At 49.5% G+C, this 17094-nt stretch carries 15 protein-coding genes; 7 read left to right on the top strand and 8 right to left on the bottom strand.

The features are described 5' to 3' along the window. Window positions 1-41 precede the first annotated feature (41 nt). Window positions 42-506, bottom strand: coding sequence for a hypothetical protein (locus AAC022_RS01850; RefSeq protein ID WP_339727429.1), 465 nt, complete (start codon window positions 504-506; stop codon window positions 42-44). A 185-nt stretch (window positions 507-691) separates the two neighbouring features. After that, on the bottom strand, window positions 692-3043 hold the full coding sequence (locus AAC022_RS01845) for a hypothetical protein (RefSeq protein ID WP_339727427.1): 2352 nt from the start codon (window positions 3041-3043) through the stop codon (window positions 692-694). Between the two features lie 251 nt (window positions 3044-3294). Between AAC022_RS01845 and AAC022_RS01840 the strand changes: the two genes are divergently transcribed. From AAC022_RS01840 to AAC022_RS01820, 5 genes are all read left to right on the top strand, one after another. Continuing rightward, on the top strand, window positions 3295-4740 hold the full coding sequence (locus AAC022_RS01840) for a sulfatase-like hydrolase/transferase (RefSeq protein WP_339727425.1): 1446 nt from the start codon (window positions 3295-3297) through the stop codon (window positions 4738-4740). A 101-nt stretch (window positions 4741-4841) separates the two neighbouring features. After that, on the top strand, window positions 4842-5375 hold the full coding sequence (locus tag AAC022_RS01835; protein ID WP_339727423.1) for a DUF2975 domain-containing protein: 534 nt from the start codon (window positions 4842-4844) through the stop codon (window positions 5373-5375). A 79-nt stretch (window positions 5376-5454) separates the two neighbouring features. Beyond that, on the top strand, window positions 5455-5679 hold the full coding sequence (locus tag AAC022_RS01830; protein WP_339727422.1) for a helix-turn-helix transcriptional regulator: 225 nt from the start codon (window positions 5455-5457) through the stop codon (window positions 5677-5679). 15 nt (window positions 5680-5694) lie between these two features. Further along, window positions 5695-6105 (top strand): VOC family protein, encoded by a 411-nt coding sequence (locus tag AAC022_RS01825; RefSeq protein ID WP_339727420.1) that lies wholly within the window; start codon window positions 5695-5697, stop codon window positions 6103-6105. A 118-nt stretch (window positions 6106-6223) separates the two neighbouring features. Next, window positions 6224-6628 (top strand): hypothetical protein, encoded by a 405-nt coding sequence (locus AAC022_RS01820; protein WP_339727418.1) that lies wholly within the window; start codon window positions 6224-6226, stop codon window positions 6626-6628. Between the two features lie 161 nt (window positions 6629-6789). Here the strand turns inward: AAC022_RS01820 and AAC022_RS01815 are convergent, their stop codons facing one another. The 4 genes from AAC022_RS01815 to AAC022_RS01800 form a co-directional block, all read right to left on the bottom strand. Further along, window positions 6790-7080 (bottom strand): hypothetical protein, encoded by a 291-nt coding sequence (locus AAC022_RS01815; RefSeq protein ID WP_339727417.1) that lies wholly within the window; start codon window positions 7078-7080, stop codon window positions 6790-6792. 150 nt (window positions 7081-7230) lie between these two features. Beyond that, complete coding sequence (locus tag AAC022_RS01810; protein WP_339727415.1) at window positions 7231-8010, bottom strand: methyltransferase domain-containing protein; 780 nt, start codon at window positions 8008-8010, stop codon at window positions 7231-7233. Between the two features lie 98 nt (window positions 8011-8108). Then, on the bottom strand, window positions 8109-9593 hold the full coding sequence (locus AAC022_RS01805; protein ID WP_339727413.1) for a deoxyribodipyrimidine photolyase: 1485 nt from the start codon (window positions 9591-9593) through the stop codon (window positions 8109-8111). Continuing rightward, window positions 9590-10873, bottom strand: coding sequence for a PQQ-binding-like beta-propeller repeat protein (locus AAC022_RS01800; RefSeq protein WP_339727412.1), 1284 nt, complete (start codon window positions 10871-10873; stop codon window positions 9590-9592). The genes AAC022_RS01805 and AAC022_RS01800 overlap by 4 nt, the downstream gene beginning before the upstream one ends. Before the next feature lie 426 nt (window positions 10874-11299). Here AAC022_RS01800 and AAC022_RS01795 point away from each other — a divergent pair, with 426 nt between their 5' ends. Continuing rightward, window positions 11300-13576, top strand: a complete 2277-nt coding sequence (locus AAC022_RS01795) for a SulP family inorganic anion transporter (protein ID WP_339727410.1) — start codon at window positions 11300-11302, stop codon at window positions 13574-13576. Window positions 13577-14023: 447 nt separating this feature from the next. On the opposite strand, the gene AAC022_RS01790 is transcribed toward AAC022_RS01795, so the two are convergent. Next, complete coding sequence (locus tag AAC022_RS01790) at window positions 14024-14326, bottom strand: hypothetical protein (protein ID WP_339727408.1); 303 nt, start codon at window positions 14324-14326, stop codon at window positions 14024-14026. Window positions 14327-14647: 321 nt separating this feature from the next. On the opposite strand from AAC022_RS01790, the gene AAC022_RS01785 reads away from it, so the two are divergent. After that, window positions 14648-15496 (top strand): nucleoside deaminase, encoded by an 849-nt coding sequence (locus tag AAC022_RS01785; protein WP_339727407.1) that lies wholly within the window; start codon window positions 14648-14650, stop codon window positions 15494-15496. 261 nt (window positions 15497-15757) lie between these two features. On the opposite strand, the gene AAC022_RS01780 is transcribed toward AAC022_RS01785, so the two are convergent. After that, a complete protein-coding gene (locus AAC022_RS01780; RefSeq protein WP_339727405.1) occupies window positions 15758-17023 on the bottom strand; it encodes a hypothetical protein in 1266 nt (421 codons plus the stop codon). Window positions 17024-17094: the final 71 nt, after the last annotated feature.

Genomic DNA, 17094 nt, shown 5'->3' with positions numbered 1-17094 from the left:
GCATTCCCCTGTTTTATTGATGGATCGCAGCAAGTGTAGATTTATCGCTGGGAGATCAGTACTTTGTTGACTTTTTTGTGACAAGCAATGCAGGTCATGGTTAAGTGCAGGTAACTAAGCGAGGCACCATCGAGATTCTTTTCTTTGGCGAACTTGATTACCTGTTTGGCGGCGGAGCGGAACTCCTCGCTTTGGCGTGCGAAAACGGGGCCTTCGATCACCTGCCATTCAGTGGCATTACTCATTTCGATCATTTTTTGGGCTCCTTTTTGCATCATGTCATAGTCTTCGACCATGAGCCCTTCCAGAACGAGTTGTGAACTGGTGAGCTTCTCGCGCATGAATTTGCTGAGTTTTTTCTCGCCGTTACTGTCATCGTCTTTTTCTTTTGACTCACATTCACATTTGTCGGGATCCACGGCGTGGGCAAACTGTGATTTTTCAGTCCCGCCCCAGAATCCTAAAAGTAGAGCACCGCAAATCAAGAAGCAGATCGTTTTACGCATGAGTGTGTCCTTAATCTCTATTAGCAGATGGTGGAAGAATCAGTTCTTAAGATCGACAATAGGATGTCAATATCCTCTATTGTAAAGGATTTTCGCTGAGTATAGCAATCCAGGTTTTCGTGTTGCATTGAGAAATACGGAATGCTGTTTTTGAGAGTTCAAGAATCACGTCTGAGATGGATCTCTTAGTCAGGCAACTGAGTTTCACCCGGCAACATGGAAAGCGTTTTCTGTTTGGGAATAAAATAGGGAATGGATTCCGCCATCAGTCGATTTTGTAATTCCTCGAACATCTTTTTACGGGCTGCTTCTGCAGTCGCCGCCCCTCGTAAAATCAGAAAGCGGGGGTTAACGAGCGCTTGATTGGACCAGAGTATTTTATTTGAAGGTTTGTCGACCCAGGAAAGTTTAAAAGTCGCGGCCGTTGATTGCAGTGTTTTTCCAGTCGCTTTTCGTCTCAGAGGGTTTCCGGGGACTGACTTGTCGCGTTTGGTCAATTGCAGTTTGTGACCATCCTGTTCCTGATATTCAATTCTGAAGACAATGGGCTGGTCTGGCACGACCTGAAAGCCCTCGGATTCCAATCTCTGTTGAATGACGTCATTGAGAATGGTTTTGACTTCATCGGCATTGCTAAATTTGACATCACCAATATTCACATCAACGCTGACTTTTTGTCCGGTTCCTAAAATGGCCTCGCTCTGACTGGCATAAGCGGCGAGACTCTCCGCGATTTTCGATTCTGAAAGTGGCAGTGATACCAGTTTGGGCTTTCGATTCAGTAGAATACGACCGTTCGCATCTGATAACGCCGTTGCCGTTTCCGCCAGCAAGTAGTTCGGCGTTAAGAAAACTTCGTCACGCATGATGACATTGGGAACAGGCTTTAAGGTCCAGACGACCCGTTGACTCTGGCGATCCACAAGCCAGGCACCATACAGTAGCCAGCTGTTGCCGGTGGGATTCCAAGTCAAATGGTTACCTTCATATCGCGGCGTACTGAGTATGTCTCCCAGGTTACCGGAAACTTGATAGCCCAGCTTAAATTCATTGTCGGATAGATCAAGGACCCAGACCGAAGTGGTACGAGATCCTGCAATGAGTAAGCCAAGCTCTTTACCATTCGCAGAGAATTCTATTGCATTGACGGTGACAAAATGAAAATCCGCTGGCAGGACTTTACTGAATTTGATGACATAAATCTGCTCCAGTGAGTTCAGATCATAGATATTCAAGTTGCTGTAATTATTAGCGATCAGGAATTTCCCACCCGGGCTGATCTTGTAATTCGATGCTGTAATCTGACCACCGTCGAGTTCTTTTTCATTCAATAATTTCCCGGTAGTCAGATCCCATAGTTTCAGAATCGATTTAAACCGGTTTCCGTCTTTGCGGAGGATTTTGGCAAAAGCCCGATCTGTTCCACAGATCTCAAAAACCGTGTTGATCGAATTGGCCAGGTCAGCTTCCCATTCTGCGACTTTCTTTCCTGTTGCCACATCCCAGCAGGCAAGCAACGGGATTTTCGTGTCGCTGGTTAGATAAGACATCATGAGATATTTCCCATCCACACTTAAACAGGGATTCGGTTTTATCACCATCTGGTTGTCTGGGACCGGAATCGTGACCAGCCCTACTTTTTCTTCCGTTGCCAAATTCCAGACATCAATTTTGTAAGGACTTCCTCCACTGTGTCGCAGTGCGATAAATGGGCTGTAGGAATGAGGCAGGATGGGATTCTCTTCTCGATTCTGCATGTCAATTGAGATCTTAGAAGAGTCCGGCCATTTCGTGACGACGAGAGGAGGGTCCACTAAAGAAGACCATTTTTGAGCAACGAGGCTCTTTTTCGATGCGGATGATTTGGAATTCAGAGCGAGTTTAGCATCGTTTTCAGATTTCCGTTGTTTCTGTAGAGTCTTTAAGCGTGCCTGGGCGATTTTCGTTTTTTCATAAATCGTTTTTCGCTCTTGATGGTTGGTCGCTTTTTTGAATGCATCCGCATAGCCTTTCGTTTCTTTTAAAAGACGATCGATCTCCTTCTTGCGCGCAGCTGGATCAGTGGGAAGCGGTTCAGAAGGTTTCGTTTCCGTGACAGTTTGCTGCGGACTTGCAGCGGCAGGGGAATTTACAGCCGGTGCGGTTGAGGGATTTTCAGCTTCATTTTGGACAATGGCCGGGGGGACTGCTGCTTCCTCGTTTTTCTTTTTCCCGAATAGTCCGCCGACAAATGTGTAAGACACATAAAACGCGACTGCAAAGCAGACTACCCCCACAATGGTACCGATCGGACCGTTCGTTTTCTTCTCGGATTTCTTGTTCTTTTTAGAAGCATTGTTTGATGTGCCCGATGATTTCCTGTTTCTGGCAGGGCGTGCGGGATCTTCGAAGTCGTGATACACGTCGTCTAGCAGGTCCTCATCGCCTGAGGGCACACGCATTTTATGACCGCACGACTTGCATTTCAGAGTCTGACCGGCCCGTTCATCGCGTACTTTATATTCCTGAAAACATGAATCACACTCAACTTTGATCATCGGGAAGCCCTTTAATTTGCATGAGAATTGGGTATGAATTTGACAGGAAGAGTTCTAATTTAAAATCATGTTGTTTTTTGTAGAGAATCGCAAGTAGAAAATCGTTGTTTATAGGTTTTCGTCTGTTGTCCCGCTCTCGTTGATGCGCTTTACGATTTAGTTCCGTGTATTTGAATACTTCTCTGATATAATGTTTTGCTACCTTTTGATGTAGTCGACAATCATTCTGGCAAGAACAAAAGGACTCCGTCGTGCAATGCCGAAGAAATTATCATCCGGCAATTCAGACACTTCTTACGGCTGTGTGTCTATTCTGTTTTCAATTCACCGCGCACGCAGCGGACCGTGTGCCGGGAGAGCGGCCGAACCTGATTGTGATCATGGTTGATGACATGGGCTACGCGGGGGTGAGCTGCTTTGGCAATCCCTATTTCAAAACCCCCGAGATTGATCGGCTGGCCAAAGAAGGTTTGAAGCTGACCGACTTTCATTCTTCCGGCACGGTCTGTTCTCCCACACGTGCCGGTCTGTTGACGGGTCGCTACCAGCAGCGTGCGGGCATTGAAGCCGTGATTCATCCGGTCAGCGATCATCCCGAACATCGTACAGGCTTAAGAAAAACGGAGAATACGTTCGCCGAACTATTACGACAGGCCGGCTATCGCACTGGGTTGATCGGGAAATGGCATCAGGGGTATCCGCATAACTCAGCCGAGTTTCATCCGGACAATCATGGCTTCGATACGTTTGTCGGTTACCACAGCGGCAATATCGATTTCATCAGTCACGTGGGAGATCACGTCAAACACGACTGGTGGCACGGCCGGAAGGAAACACGGGAAGATGGCTATTCCACCCATCTCATCAATCAATACGCGATGCAGTTTATCAAAGACAATCAGGATCAGCCCTTCTGTCTGTATGTGGCGCATGAATCCATCCACAACCCCGTACAGGTGCCCGGCGATCCGGTTCGTCGCAGCGAAGCAGAGGGTTGGAAACGCTGGAAGCCTGCGAACAAAGAAGAACGGATTGAAAAGTATCGGGGAATGACGCTGCCCGTTGATAAAGGAGTCGGACAGATTCGCGAATTTCTGGAGAAGTCCGGGCTCGATAAAAACACGTTTGTTTTATTCTTCTCAGACAATGGACCCTCGCGTGACTTTCCGAGTGGTAGCCCGAAATGGCGCGGCGGCAAAGGTTCCGTCTATGAAGGCGGCCACCGTGTGCCAGCGATTGCCTGGTGGCCGGGAAAAATTGAAGCGGGTACGGTTTCAGATGTGCCGGCGATCAGCATTGATGTCATGCCGACCTTACTCGGAATCGCAGGTGTGAAGCAGCCCAAGGATCGCCCCTTGGATGGCGTGGATTTAGCACCGGTATTATTTGAGCAGCAAACCGTGACAGAGCGTCCCTTATTTTGGGCTTCTCTTTCGAATCGAGGAACGCGATCAGAAGCGATGCGGCAGGGGCCTTGGAAATTGGTTGTCCTGCATCCTCGCGCCAAGCCGGGCACGTTTGAAAACGAAAAACTCGAACTCTATCGGCTCGATCAGGATCCGAGTGAAAAGAACAATCTGCTCAAGCAGGAACCAGAGCAGGCCGCGAAAATGCTCAAACAGCTCAAGGACTGGTACCGCGACACGCAATCGACCGCCACGCTGCAACCCGGTGGCTGGTTATCGAAAGGGAGTTAATCGGCGTCCATTTTCTCAAAAACTGGGGTTGTGGAGTTTATTGTAAAACGATAAAAATTCGCCGTCTTGCAATAAACCCTTTTGGAAAGGAATCCATTAAGATGGCTCAAAAAGATCGTACACGTCTCGTGTGTCAGTTTCTGTATTATCTGAGTGTGCTTGCGCTGGTAGCGATCCCCGCTTTGTTGGTGGTGGTCTGGTTTTATGCAGATCAGATTGCGGCGACAAATGGTTTTGTACCAGTGAAGGCAATAATATTTCCGCTGCCTGTATCTACGAAATGTTTCATGGTTTTGTTGACGGCAATTGTAGTGTCGCCCACGTATTGGGGCTTGTTCGCATTGCGTCGCTTTTTGAAAGCCTGTTGTGCCGAGGATTATCTGAGCACGCAGAACAGCCGGTTCCTGAAACGCTTTGCATTCGGCCTCATCGGAACGGCGTTACTCTCGCCGATTTCAGGTGCTGTGTTGAGCGTACTGCTGACAATGCATAATCCGCCTGGTAAGAAAATGCTGGCGATTGGCATCAGCTCGAATCAGATTACTTTGGCGGCAGTCGGTGGCTTACTGTTTGTGCTGGCGAATTTACTCAAGCGGGCGAGTTTGATCGCGGACGAAAATGCGCAGATCATTTAAGCCGCTGGTCGAACTTGTTTATTTTCGTTATAGTACAAGGCCAGAACGGAAAACCTCTTGCTGATTTGATAAGGACATCATGCGAATTTGTATTACCCTCGATGTGATGCTGGCCCGACGCAAAGTCACGTCGCGCGATCTGGCCCGGCATGTGGGAATTACCGAGCAGAATCTTTCACTGCTGAAGTCGGGAAAAGTGAAGGGGATTCGGTTTGCGACTCTGGAAAAAATCTGTGAGTTTCTGGAATGTCAGCCCGGTGATATTCTGTGTTATGAAGTCGAATCGCAAAGTCAGGCAGCCTGAGAGGGAGTAGAAACAGTGAAAGTGCACGGCGTTCTGGAAACAGCCATTTATGTGGATGACCTACAACTGGCGGTCGACTTCTATCGGCGGCTGTTTGAATTTGAGATCATGGCAGAAGACCAGCGGTTTTGCGCCATGAATGCCGGCGACCGGAGCGTGTTTTTGATCTTCAAACGAGGCGCGACGCACACGGCGGCCCATCTGGAAGGGGGCGTGATTCCGCCACACGATGGATCGGGGCCCGTACATTTCGCCTTTGCGATTGAACGCGATGATCTCCAAGAGTGGGAAGAACGGCTCGTTTCAGACGGCGTGGAAATCGAAAGCCGCGTCAGCTGGCCTCGTGGCGGCGAAAGCCTCTACTTCCGCGATCCCGACAACCACGTCCTCGAACTCGCCACCCCCGGCATCTGGCCCATTTATTAGGGACTGGCGAAATATTGTATAGGGGACAAATGCTCTCGACAGCATCTGGTGTTTCTGTTATTTCACGGTTCTTAAACGCGTTCTTTTATTCGAGCCCGATGTGTTCAGGAGGCCTGAGATGAAAACACTGTTTGTGGGATTGGTCTGTCTTTGTTGTGCGTTATCATCTGTGATCGCAGATGACAAGCAGCACTCTGTTTACCAAATCGATGCTTTGAATCATGCTGATCAAGGACTTCGCTATGAATCTGTGGTTCAAGCCTGGGATCCTGAACCGGCTATTAGAAAACAAATACTGACACTTCCCACGGTCACGAGCCAGAAGATACAGTATCATTCCCCCACGCAGGTCTTTCTCAATCAAACGATTCCCTTTCCGCAAATGGTGCGCGAAGCAGCGACTGATTCCAAACATCGCCGACTCGAATTGAGGTGGCAGGTCTCCTTACCGGGTTTATACCGACAACTTGATCAGGGTAAGAGCCACCCATTGTTATACGGCGGAGCGATGATCTACGATTGAATTAGTACGGGAATTTGTGGTTTTCAATTTGAATATGCTGCGTTTTTCGTTTCACTGTTGGCAAGCCAACAGTGCCACACAACAGCTTTTATTTCTACCACGAAAAGCACGAAATTACACGAAAACTATCTGTGGTGTTTGGCGGAGACAACAGGAAACTGTCAGGGGATGCGGCAGATTTCAGAGCAACATAACGACCAAATCATCGTAGGAGTCGGCACATGTGCCTGCCCGTAGCAGCGACTGAGTACGGTTGACTCCGTAGGTATCTCCGACTTCCGTGTGCCACCGATCGGCTTGTCCGACGGTGCTGGTTCGATACCAGGGGAACGCTTCAAAGTCGTCTTGATGTAGTAGGGCGCGACCCTATGTGGCCGCCCGCAGGGGCAGGGGGGGACCGAAATCAACGTATGCATGTTTTTACTGGTTCCATTGGTAATGCTATAAAACATTGAGCCTCGCCAGGCGGGCGGACACACAGGTACCGCCCCTACGACTAAGTGACCGGACTAACCTGAGATCAGCGTGTGGTGTTCGGAACGTTTTTCTGGAACCTCCTGCTCGCTGCGCTCGGACCGAATTGTATTCGGGTCCATCCATTTTTAATCCGGGTACGCCAAGAGCGCGTAGAATGTCATCTCTTCCTGATAGATTCCGCTACGATCATATTCGAGTAGTGTCTTCCGCAGGTCGGTTTCGAACGCGGGTTGTTTGTCCCCGAGGACAGTTGGAGAGGTGAAGGAGGTCGAATACAGATTGCCGATCAGTTCGTCGAGCGTCCAGGTGTGCGGGTGCCGGTGTTCGATCTCATCCAGTTCATAGCCGACGTTGATCAGCACCAGTTCGTGTGGATCGAGGGCGTCAGGATATTCTCCCGAACCGGCACGGCGTTTTTCTCCCAGCCATTTCTGAATCACGTTGCGCACAAGGGGTAACCAGTCGGCGGTACCACTCCAAATGCTGGTATAACCTAGTACGACTAGAGGTTTTCCTGGCAGCAGCCAATCACGCACACGCTCTGCGATGGTGGAGCGATCCATCCAATGGAAAGCAGCGCCGATTGTCACCAGCTCAAATGAATCAGCGTCTGCGGAAAACTGTTCGGCACTCTGGTTGCGCCATTGAACCGTTTCAATACTCAGGTCATCTGCCTTTTGTTTTGCAGCGGCTAACATTTCCTGGTTCGGGTCAACTGCGATGATCTCACGAAACGAAGGAGCCAGCCTCAGTGCGAGTTCTCCGGTTCCGCAGCCCAGGTCCAGCAGACGTCCCTGACCGGAAACGTCGGTCCGTTTAAGGATCTGCGTTAACAGTGGTTCCGGGTAAGGAACACGGTAGCGTGAGTAATAAGGGACGGACCCTCGAAAAAGGTCATTGGACACAACGGGGCTCCGCGTAAGGCATCTCGGCGAGTAAAATCACAGACGACAATCTTTGTGTTAAAGACAGTGTAGTGACTGCGAACCAGAGATCAATCGAATCACTGTCGCTGACGCGTTTCATTGCCGTAGCGCTCGAGATAGCCGGACACGCTGAATTTACGGGCCGTATTTTTGCTGCACATATAGCGGATCTTTCCGAAGATGGGGCGTTCCGGTCCCCAAGCTCGATCATAGCGGCCGAGGCACCAGAAGATGCCGCTATAAGAATTCGGATTGCGACCATCGACCGCGTATTTGTTGTTGAGCTGAATCATCGTCTGCAGTGCTGCTTGTGGAGAGGCGGACCAGTGCAGAATTTTTTTGCCCCAGACCATCCGCATGTAGTTATGCAGGCGGCCTTCCGTCACCAGTTGAGTCTGGGCGGCGTTCCATAACTCATCGTGCGTCTGAGCCTGTTCGAACTCTTCTAGAGAGTAACAGGGATCACGCGGATCGTGGGCGTGTGCTTCGAGTGTGATTTGCGCCCAGTCGGGCAGTGATTTATACTGGTCATAGTCATCGCGCTGCCAGCACATGTTATAACCCAGCTCGCGCCAGGTAATCAGTTGATCGAGAAAGGCTTCGGCGGTTTCGCTCATGTTCCACCAGCCGGCCCGTTTCCCAGTTGCCTTCTGGTCGAGTACTTTTTCTACCGACCAGTGTTCGCGGTTGATCAGCCGGTCGAAAATCTCATGCGCTGAAAGGTGGCCGAAGTGGAGATAAGGTGAGAAGCCGCTGGTGACGTCCTCTTCAGGCAGATTTCGTTCATCAAGATAGCGGTCGAAACGTTTGTCGAGAAACTGCTTTAACCTGGATTTGGCAGCGTCCATGCCTCCTTTGAAGACTGAGGGGCCGACCCGATGATCAATGGGTAAGTCAGCAAGGATGTCCGGCGTCGCCTGCAGAGTTTTCTCAGACGCCTGCGGCCAGCGTTCGAGGATGTCGGGCGAAATCTGTTTGAGTTGGGGCAGCTTGATGCGGGCGAGGGGATTGGCCTGTGGTCTCTCAAGTAAATGGGCGGGCAAATTCTTGTGCAGGAATCGGCGAAACGCGTAAGCGGTCGGGTAAATTTGCGAGGCCGCCCGCATTGGTAACAGGCCGTTAGAATCAACGGCTTCCAGACTCACCGGGATTCGCTGCGCAACCTGCTGCAGCATACGGGGGATGAAGAAGCAGGGAAAATCATCTGTGACGATGGCACACGCATCCGCCGCCAGTGCATCCAACAGACCAGCGCCATGGCCGGGTTCGGGTTCTACATAAGAGTAATACGTGACGGACGAATCTTGGAGGCTCTTTTGATTCGCGGCCATACCCTGCAGAACAAACTGATGCAGGCGGTCACTAGCCCATTCGTAGTCGCAGCGCAAGGCCTCAAAGACCAGCAGTGGTTTATTTAATGCCTGACTGAGTTCGACGGCCCGCTGTAAACTGTAGTTAAAACGGGTGCGACGATTGGCAATCATCCAATATAAAACGTAGTCGCCGTCTCCTTTCAGAGACGCCAGATTGAGTTGTCGTATGCGAATTTCCGGGACGTTCATGGTGTTGGACCGTTATTTGATGCAGCGTCATTCCAGCGATAAGCTGTCAGATGGTTTAAGTCGCGAATGAATATTTCATTCCCACTCACTGCGATATGAGCCCAGGAATCGTCGGCGACTTTGCGGCGGTCGATAAGATCGAACTTTTCAGGATTGGCGCGAATTAACAGCAGGTCTCCTTTTTGATCAAGGGCCAGAATCTTTTGACCATCGGTAACAGTGCTCCAGTATTTGCCGAAGGGAGTTGTCGTCCAGCGTACTACGCCGGTCTCCAGGTCGAGGCAGGTAAACCGTTGATTTCGCAGGTGCAGATAAAGATGCCCGTCGATGATATTCGGTGAAGACATATAAGCTTGTGTCTTACTGGTCCATTTCTGATTGAGGTTCCACCCGGATTCGTTTTTCGCTGTCGTGAATAGAAAGGAGCCACCACCATAGCTGCTGGTGAAGATGAAATCATCAATCACAGCGGGGGTCAAGATATTCATGCCGCGGAATGCAGGGATTTCTTTTTTCCAGTATACGGTTCCCTGTTCGGGATCGACGCCGGCCAGGGTGGTGCGGGTCTGCACGATAATTTGAGGCACGCCGTTTAGAGTGGTGTAAAACGGGGAAGAAAAAGCACTGCCCGACATGCCGCCTCCGTCATCGAGAATGCGCCAGACAATTTTTCCGGTTTGTTGATCGACCTTACAGAATCCTCCACCCGCTTGAACAAACACGGCATCGCCGACGACCAGCGGAGAGGAAGCAAATCCGAACGCGGGGGGATTCGCTTTTGTTTGTTTGACGAAGTCGATGCGCCAGAGTTCTTTGCCGGAGTTGGCATCGAGACACACCAGGACATCGCGAATGCCGGCTACAAACAGTCGGTCGCCGTCCAGCGTAGGGGTGGCACGAATCCAGTCGCCGTTGGCTTTGGCAAAGAAGGGGACGCTCAAAGAGCCCGACCAGCTCTGTTTCCATAACTCCTTACCAGTCTTGCGATCCAGAGCACGCACGACTTCTGTTTTTTGATCTACCGTTTCGGTGACAAAAACGCGATCCTTGCTGACGATCGGGCCTGAGTAACTGGGGCTTAACGCGACACGCCAGATTTGTTTCAGGCGATCTTCTTCAAGGCTGTCGGGCAGCTTGAGCGAGGTGACAGATCCGTCGCGATTTGGGCCACGCCATTGTGACCATGTTTGCGACGCCGGTTCGTCTCCTGCCAATGCAGTGGAGGGAAGGGCGGTAAACAAGCCGAAATAGAAGGCAAGAGCAATGATTGGCTGGTACATAAGACTTCCTTCGAGAGCTTCGAAACGGTAATGCAGCTCTGTTTTTCATTGGGAGAACAATGCCGCCTTATGTTGTTATAGCCAGCGAATCGTTTTTTAAAGTGGAAAATGCTGGCAGGAATATGAAAATTTCAGAATGAGGTAAAAGCCATTTGTAAAAAGAGGTTACTGCGTATAATAGGGGAGCGAACCTGCAGAGAGGGGCATTTGCTACGCTTATAATTCAGGCTGGATTTGCTTTTATGAGCAGGAGTTGATGCGATATCAATTCGGTAGGGATGGACTGATCCTGTATTTTTCGCTAAAAACGGTCGATACGTTTTTACACTATCAATAATCAATTACGTTTCTATTCAGAAATTTAACTCTACATTCTGACTCTGATCTAAAACCCGCCAACTAAGTTATTTGTCTGAGTGAATCAATATGGATGATGCCCGTCTCTCAAACTACCCGCTTTCTTATCTGCCGCGTGATTTGACATCGGGGCTGGTCGTATTTCTGGTGGCGCTCCCGCTGTGTCTGGGGATCGCATTGGCTTCCGGCGCGCCGCTATTTTCCGGATTGCTGGCCGGCATTATTGGCGGAATTGTGGTGGGTTCGATCAGTGGCTCGAGCACCAGTGTCAGTGGGCCGGCTGCCGGTCTGACGGCAATCGTCATCGCCCAAATTGCATCACTGGGCTCCTTCGAAGCATTTCTGCTGGCGGTGATGATTGGTGGTGTCATTCAGATTGGTCTGGGAATTGTCCGCGCGGGGTCACTGTCTTCGTTTTTCCCGTCCAGCGTCATTAAAGGATTGCTGGCGGCTATTGGAGTGATTCTGATTCTCAAACAGATTCCGCATCTCTTGGGGCACGATACTGACCCGGAAGGGGAAATGTCATTTACGCAGCCCGATAAGCAGAATACGTTTTCCGAGATCATGACCCTGTTTGAGGGAGATATTCACTTTGGAGCCGCGGCGGTGGGAGTGATGTCGATTGTGTTGCTCTTGGCTTGGGGCCGCGTCAAACTGCTTAAAAATTCGGTTATTCCTGGACCGTTGGTGGTAGTGCTGCTGGGGGTAAGTCTGCATCTTCTGTTTCAGCGGCTCGGTGGTCCCTTGGCGATTGAAGCCAGCCACATGGTGCAGATTCCGGTCGCGGAATCTGCCAATGATTTATTGACGTTTCTGAAATTCCCCGATTTTTCCCAGTGGGCGAATCCTGCGATTTATCTGGCAGGGGTGACAATTGCCATCGTCGCTTCGCTGGAAACGTTATTGAATCTGGAAGCGGTTGACAAACTCGATCCCGAGAATCGAAATTCGCCTCCTAGTCGTGAACTGGTGGCACAGGGAGTGGGCAATATGGTTTCCGGCCTGGTTGGCGGCCTGCCCGTGACTTCGGTGATTGTCCGTGGTTCAGTGAATGTCAACGCAGGAGCGAAAACGAAAGTCTCCTGCATCTTTCATGGCGTGTTACTGCTGATTTGTGTGGGGTTATTTCCCGTCTATTTGAACTTGATTCCCCTTTCTGCTTTGGCGGCGATTCTGTTCGTCACCGGATTTAAGCTGGCCAGTCCGGCTCTGTTTCGCCAGATGTGGAAGGAAGGCCGGTATCAGTTTGCACCCTTTCTAATCACGCTGTTGTCGATCGTGTTTACCGACTTACTGACGGGGATTCTGATTGGACTGGGCGTGAGTGTGCTGTTTATTCTAAACAGTAGCTTGAGACAGCCGATTCGGCGGATTGTCGAAACGCATCTGGGGGGAGACATCCTGCATATTGAATTGGCGAATCAGGTCAGCTTTCTGAATCGGGCGGCATTGGACCAACTGTTTAACGAAGCAGAATCAGGCACAAACATGCTGATTGATGCCAGCGATACGGATTATATCGATCCCGATATTCTGAGTCTGATCCAGGAATTCAAGAATCAAATCGGTCCTGCGCGTGGTGTCAAAGTCAGTCTGCGCGGGTTCCGCAAGAAATACCAACTGAATGATGAGATTCAATTTGCCGATTTTTCGACGCGTGAATTACAGGATCGTGTGACGGCAGAGCAGGTACTGGAAATATTGCGAGAAGGGAATCGGCGTTTCTACACGGGCAATCGACTCTCGCGCGATCTGGGTCATCAGGTGAATGCGACGGCAGGAGAACAGAACCCCTTAGCGGTGGTGCTGAGCTGTATCGATTCGCGTGTGCCGGCGGAACTGGTCCTGGACCTGGGGATCGGAGATGTTTTGAGTGTCCGCGTTGCCGGGAATGTGATCGGGAATAAATCGCTAGGCAGCATTGAATACGGCGTCGCGGTAGCGGGAGTCAAACTGGTGTTAGTGCTGGGGCACACGCGCTGTGGTGCGATCCAGTCGACCGTTCAGCTTCTGGGACGCAGTAATCAGATTGAACAAATAGCCGCTTGTCCTCACCTGGATTCGATTATTTCTGAAGTCGAACATTGCGTCGATCAGGAAGTCTGTAAAACTTTGCACGAGATGAGCCTCGAAGAGCAGGAAGCCTTCATGGACGAAGTCGCCCGGAAAAACGTGCTCCGCAGTGTACATGAAATTGTCGAACGCAGTGAAGTGATTCAGAAGTTAATCGAAGCCGACCAGGTGATGGTAGTCGGGGCGCTGTACGACGTGAAAAGCGGCAAAATGGATTTTTTCACGGAGCAGTCAGCGGAGCAGGAAGCTGAGGACTCGCCGCAGGTTTGATCGAGCTTGACCTTATTCTCTCGCCTGAATCTGAGCTTCAATTTTATGGGCCAGGTCTCCCAGGGTTTCGACATGATTGATTGTGACTGATTTAAGTTCCGTTCGAATCGATAAAGCAATGCACATCGATAGGAATAAACTGAACCCAGTCAACGAGTAACCTTTCCAGCCTGGCAGAAAAAAAGGCGGACTAAATCCGAATAAAACTAAGCAGGGATAGATATAAAGCAGGACTTTCCCCGTTCTGGTATAACTGTATCTAGCTTCAATTCCAAAATTACCTTGGATTTGCAGTGAGCGATGGATGATGCTTAATACTTTGTGTAGCACATTGCAATTCAATTGATCGAGTCTGCACTCTGGCGTGATCGGCATTTTAGTGGAATCGGTTTGATTCTCCAGTAGAAGTTGCTTTAGAGTCAGGAAAATCGCTTGACCGTTTTCAAATTAAGGTGTTGGGATGATTAACATCTTTGCCGTTTGTGCAATAAAGTTACATAGTTCATTGACGGTTTTGATGTCCTCTTCTTGCTCAAGAGTGGGGCGTGGGACAGACCAGTAGTCAAAGATGGGAACATGGTCGAAATCTGCGATTAGCAGTTTGTCAAACATCACCTCGATGTCTGTAGTTAGACGGACGTCCTGTTCCAGAATCAGTTGTGAGCAATCTGCTCCGAGGAGACAGAACGCAAACTGGTGCCAGATCTCTTCTGAGCTTGCTGGCCTCCACGTCAGGGCAAAAGATGTCATCGTTTTAATCCACCAGCTATTACAGATTGGCCTGTTTGTTAGTTATCTGCCACACAAACTTTGCTGGAATCTTGCTTCTCTGATCGAATCAATCAATTTGACAATTTCGGGATCGAAGTATCGGGAATATCATGCTGTCGTCTCCCTTTGGCAAAACGAAGAATACAACCAGGGTAATCGTCATAATCAGGGGAGTTGGGCAAAATGTGGCTTACCTCGATTTGAAAATCGTGTCCCGCTCTATCTAGCAAGGTACTTTTTCTGAGACCCTCGTTGGTTTATATGATAACAAATGTATGGTATGACAAGAAGTAAAAAATCATGACACAATTAATCACCACTATTTCGCTGGGGGCTGCTATCGCCATTGCCGCCTTTTTCTGGATCGCGGAAGAACCTGGTTCTCAAACGGCTTTCACACCTCAGCCGAAATCATACATTCAAGTAATTGATGATGCGAACTACGAGGGCGTTCCCCCGCTGGTCAAACAAAATCAGTTGATGCCGGTGGTGAAAAAATATTGCTCCCATTGTTCTACAGCCAACTCTGCTGTGAGTCACCCCTATCCATGTCAGCAACATAACATTAAGCAGCATGACAAATACAAGGGTGTCGAGGTCGGAAGCAATCGCTGGATTCACATGGCCTGTGATGAAGCGCATCAATCTGTCAAAGAGGGAGGCGGGCCGTTTGGAGCTGTCATCGTTCAAATTGATGATGAATCAAATCGCGTGATCCGCTATTGGCGGTGTCGCAATCAGGTGACGAGGAAAGTCGATCCCACCGCGCATGCCGAAGTGACTGCGGTTCGCACCGTTGCCAGAGATTTGGGAGTATTTAACTTAGGCCATATTCACAGTGATGATTCTCGACTCAAGTTATCTCAGCCGGGCGAAACATCGCATTGTGAGATTTACAGTAGCTGTGAGCCATGCCCGATGTGTTATGCCGCCATTCGTTGGTCACGCATTGATACGATTGTCTTTTCAGCCACACGTTTTGATGCGGCTGAGCCGGGCGTCGATTTTTCTGATCTTGATCTCTATCAGGAACTGGAAACGCCTTATGGGGAACGGAAGCGTGACGGGTTCCGCGTTTTTCAGGCGACAACAGACAATTCGCTGGATGCGTTTAATCTCTGGAAAAACACGGAAAAAGTCGCTTATTGACATCTGTTGTTTTCAGGTAAGCGATTCGGAGCTTTAGTGAGACGCAAAGCTCCGTTATTGAATCGCGAACAGGCATGAGATGACCGCGCGAAGCAATGTGATCCGCGAACAAGATGACGCCGGCAAGATGAGGTGGTCGGTGCGCTCTACAATGTGAAAAGTAGCGAGATGGAGTTCTTCACCGAGCAGTCGGTAGAGTAGGAATCTAAGGAATCACCGCAGGTTTGATTGAATCTTGTGAGATACCTTGGATAGATATTTTCATTTTGTTTTTTGACTGGCGATCAACATGCGTGGTTTTTCAATATCGAGAAACTTTTGATAGGTCGGACCAGTATGGTCTTTCCAGTCGAACGAGGTCCAGATTAAGGAATCATGATCGCGATAGATTTTCAGAAACTCTGGCCCAGACAGCCCGGTGCCTTTGAGATTCAGGCCAACCAGGTTGGCCGGCCACTGCTTTGATGCCGTAAAAGCGGTTTTGGAAATCGGGCATCGTTCGAGATTAATTCCTTTCACGCTGGGACATCCCTCAAGAAGTGCCTGAACGCCGCTGTCCGTAATGGGGGTCTGACTTAGATCTAAGATCTGCAAACTGTTGATTTTCGAAAGCTGACGGCAGACTTCGTCTCCGACGTTCGTTCTGCTGAGATTCAATCGTTGTATCGTTTTCATATTCTTCAGGTAGGGTGCCGACCGGTCGTCTAGCTGTGTCCGTTCAAGTATGAGCTCTTTTAAGTTGATTTTCGAAATCTGGTTACAGACTTCGTCTCCGACGTTCGTTTTACTGAGATCCAGTCGTTGTAGTGCTTTCATCTTTTTCAGGTGAGGAGCCGCCCGGTCATCTACCCGTGTTCCTTGAAGATTGAGCTCACTTAATTTGGGAAGATGCGCCAGAACTTGCAGGTCAGAGGATTTCATGTTTGAATTGAGCAGATTCAGCTTCTCGAGTTGTTTCAGCGCTGCGAACTGCTGGTACGTTTCAGGACTGAGTTCAGATTTGGCGAGATTCAGTGTCCACAATTCTGGGTAGTTCTGCAACCAGACGATCTTGCTGTCTGCTAATCGAAGCTCATAAATGGTAAGCGATCCAAGTTGTTTGAGATTCGATAAAGCCGCGATTCCCGATTCTGTCAATTCAGCACCGTTCAGACTCAGGTAGCGCAACTTTGGCATTTGACTCAGGACGATTGCATCCTGATCAGTGAAGACGGCACCATCGATTTCTACACCTCTGATAGACGGCGCCAGTATTTTTAAATCCTGAATAAAATCAGATGCCCTGTGAAAAGTAAAAGGATTGACATGTGAAATCCTGAGCTCTTCTGTGTCAAATACGTATTCCAGTTTGAAGGTTGACTCGCGGATGGGATTAAAGCGATAGACTTCTGTGACAACAACTCCTTGGGAACGAAGTCGTTGTTTGGCGAATTCGATCTTTTGGTGTTCAGAGTACATTACGACCCAGAGCACAAAGGCGGCTAATACTGGAATCAGCAACCATTTGCATATTCGCGAGAATTTCATAGTAATCTCCCCCGTCTACCTGAATTGAGTACATTTAGATAGTATAACAGGAAGGGGCGACGAGTGTGCAT

Source organism: uncultured Gimesia sp. (genome assembly GCF_963976445.1).
In the GTDB taxonomy this organism is placed as follows: domain Bacteria; phylum Planctomycetota; class Planctomycetia; order Planctomycetales; family Planctomycetaceae; genus Gimesia.
The sequence above is the reverse complement of the archived record's forward strand: the minus strand, read 5'-3'. Positions and strand labels throughout refer to the sequence as shown.

Excerpts from the sequence above, each read along its gene's own strand:
- AAC022_RS01790 (WP_339727408.1), bottom strand. The coding sequence starts at position 14,326 with ATGACATCTTTTGCCCTGACGTGGAGGCCAGCAAGCTCAGAAGAGATC.
- AAC022_RS01835 (WP_339727423.1), top strand. The coding sequence starts at position 4,842 with ATGGCTCAAAAAGATCGTACACGTCTCGTGTGTCAGTTTCTGTATTAT.
- AAC022_RS01820 (WP_339727418.1), top strand. The coding sequence starts at position 6,224 with ATGAAAACACTGTTTGTGGGATTGGTCTGTCTTTGTTGTGCGTTATCA.
- AAC022_RS01795 (WP_339727410.1), top strand. The coding sequence starts at position 11,300 with ATGGATGATGCCCGTCTCTCAAACTACCCGCTTTCTTATCTGCCGCGT.
- AAC022_RS01815 (WP_339727417.1), bottom strand. The coding sequence starts at position 7,080 with ATGTTTTATAGCATTACCAATGGAACCAGTAAAAACATGCATACGTTG.
- AAC022_RS01830 (WP_339727422.1), top strand. The coding sequence starts at position 5,455 with ATGCGAATTTGTATTACCCTCGATGTGATGCTGGCCCGACGCAAAGTC.
- AAC022_RS01850 (WP_339727429.1), bottom strand. The coding sequence starts at position 506 with ATGCGTAAAACGATCTGCTTCTTGATTTGCGGTGCTCTACTTTTAGGA.
- AAC022_RS01805 (WP_339727413.1), bottom strand. The coding sequence starts at position 9,593 with ATGAACGTCCCGGAAATTCGCATACGACAACTCAATCTGGCGTCTCTG.
- AAC022_RS01780 (WP_339727405.1), bottom strand. The coding sequence starts at position 17,023 with ATGAAATTCTCGCGAATATGCAAATGGTTGCTGATTCCAGTATTAGCC.
- AAC022_RS01800 (WP_339727412.1), bottom strand. The coding sequence starts at position 10,873 with ATGTACCAGCCAATCATTGCTCTTGCCTTCTATTTCGGCTTGTTTACC.
- AAC022_RS01845 (WP_339727427.1), bottom strand. The coding sequence starts at position 3,043 with ATGATCAAAGTTGAGTGTGATTCATGTTTTCAGGAATATAAAGTACGC.
- AAC022_RS01785 (WP_339727407.1), top strand. The coding sequence starts at position 14,648 with ATGACACAATTAATCACCACTATTTCGCTGGGGGCTGCTATCGCCATT.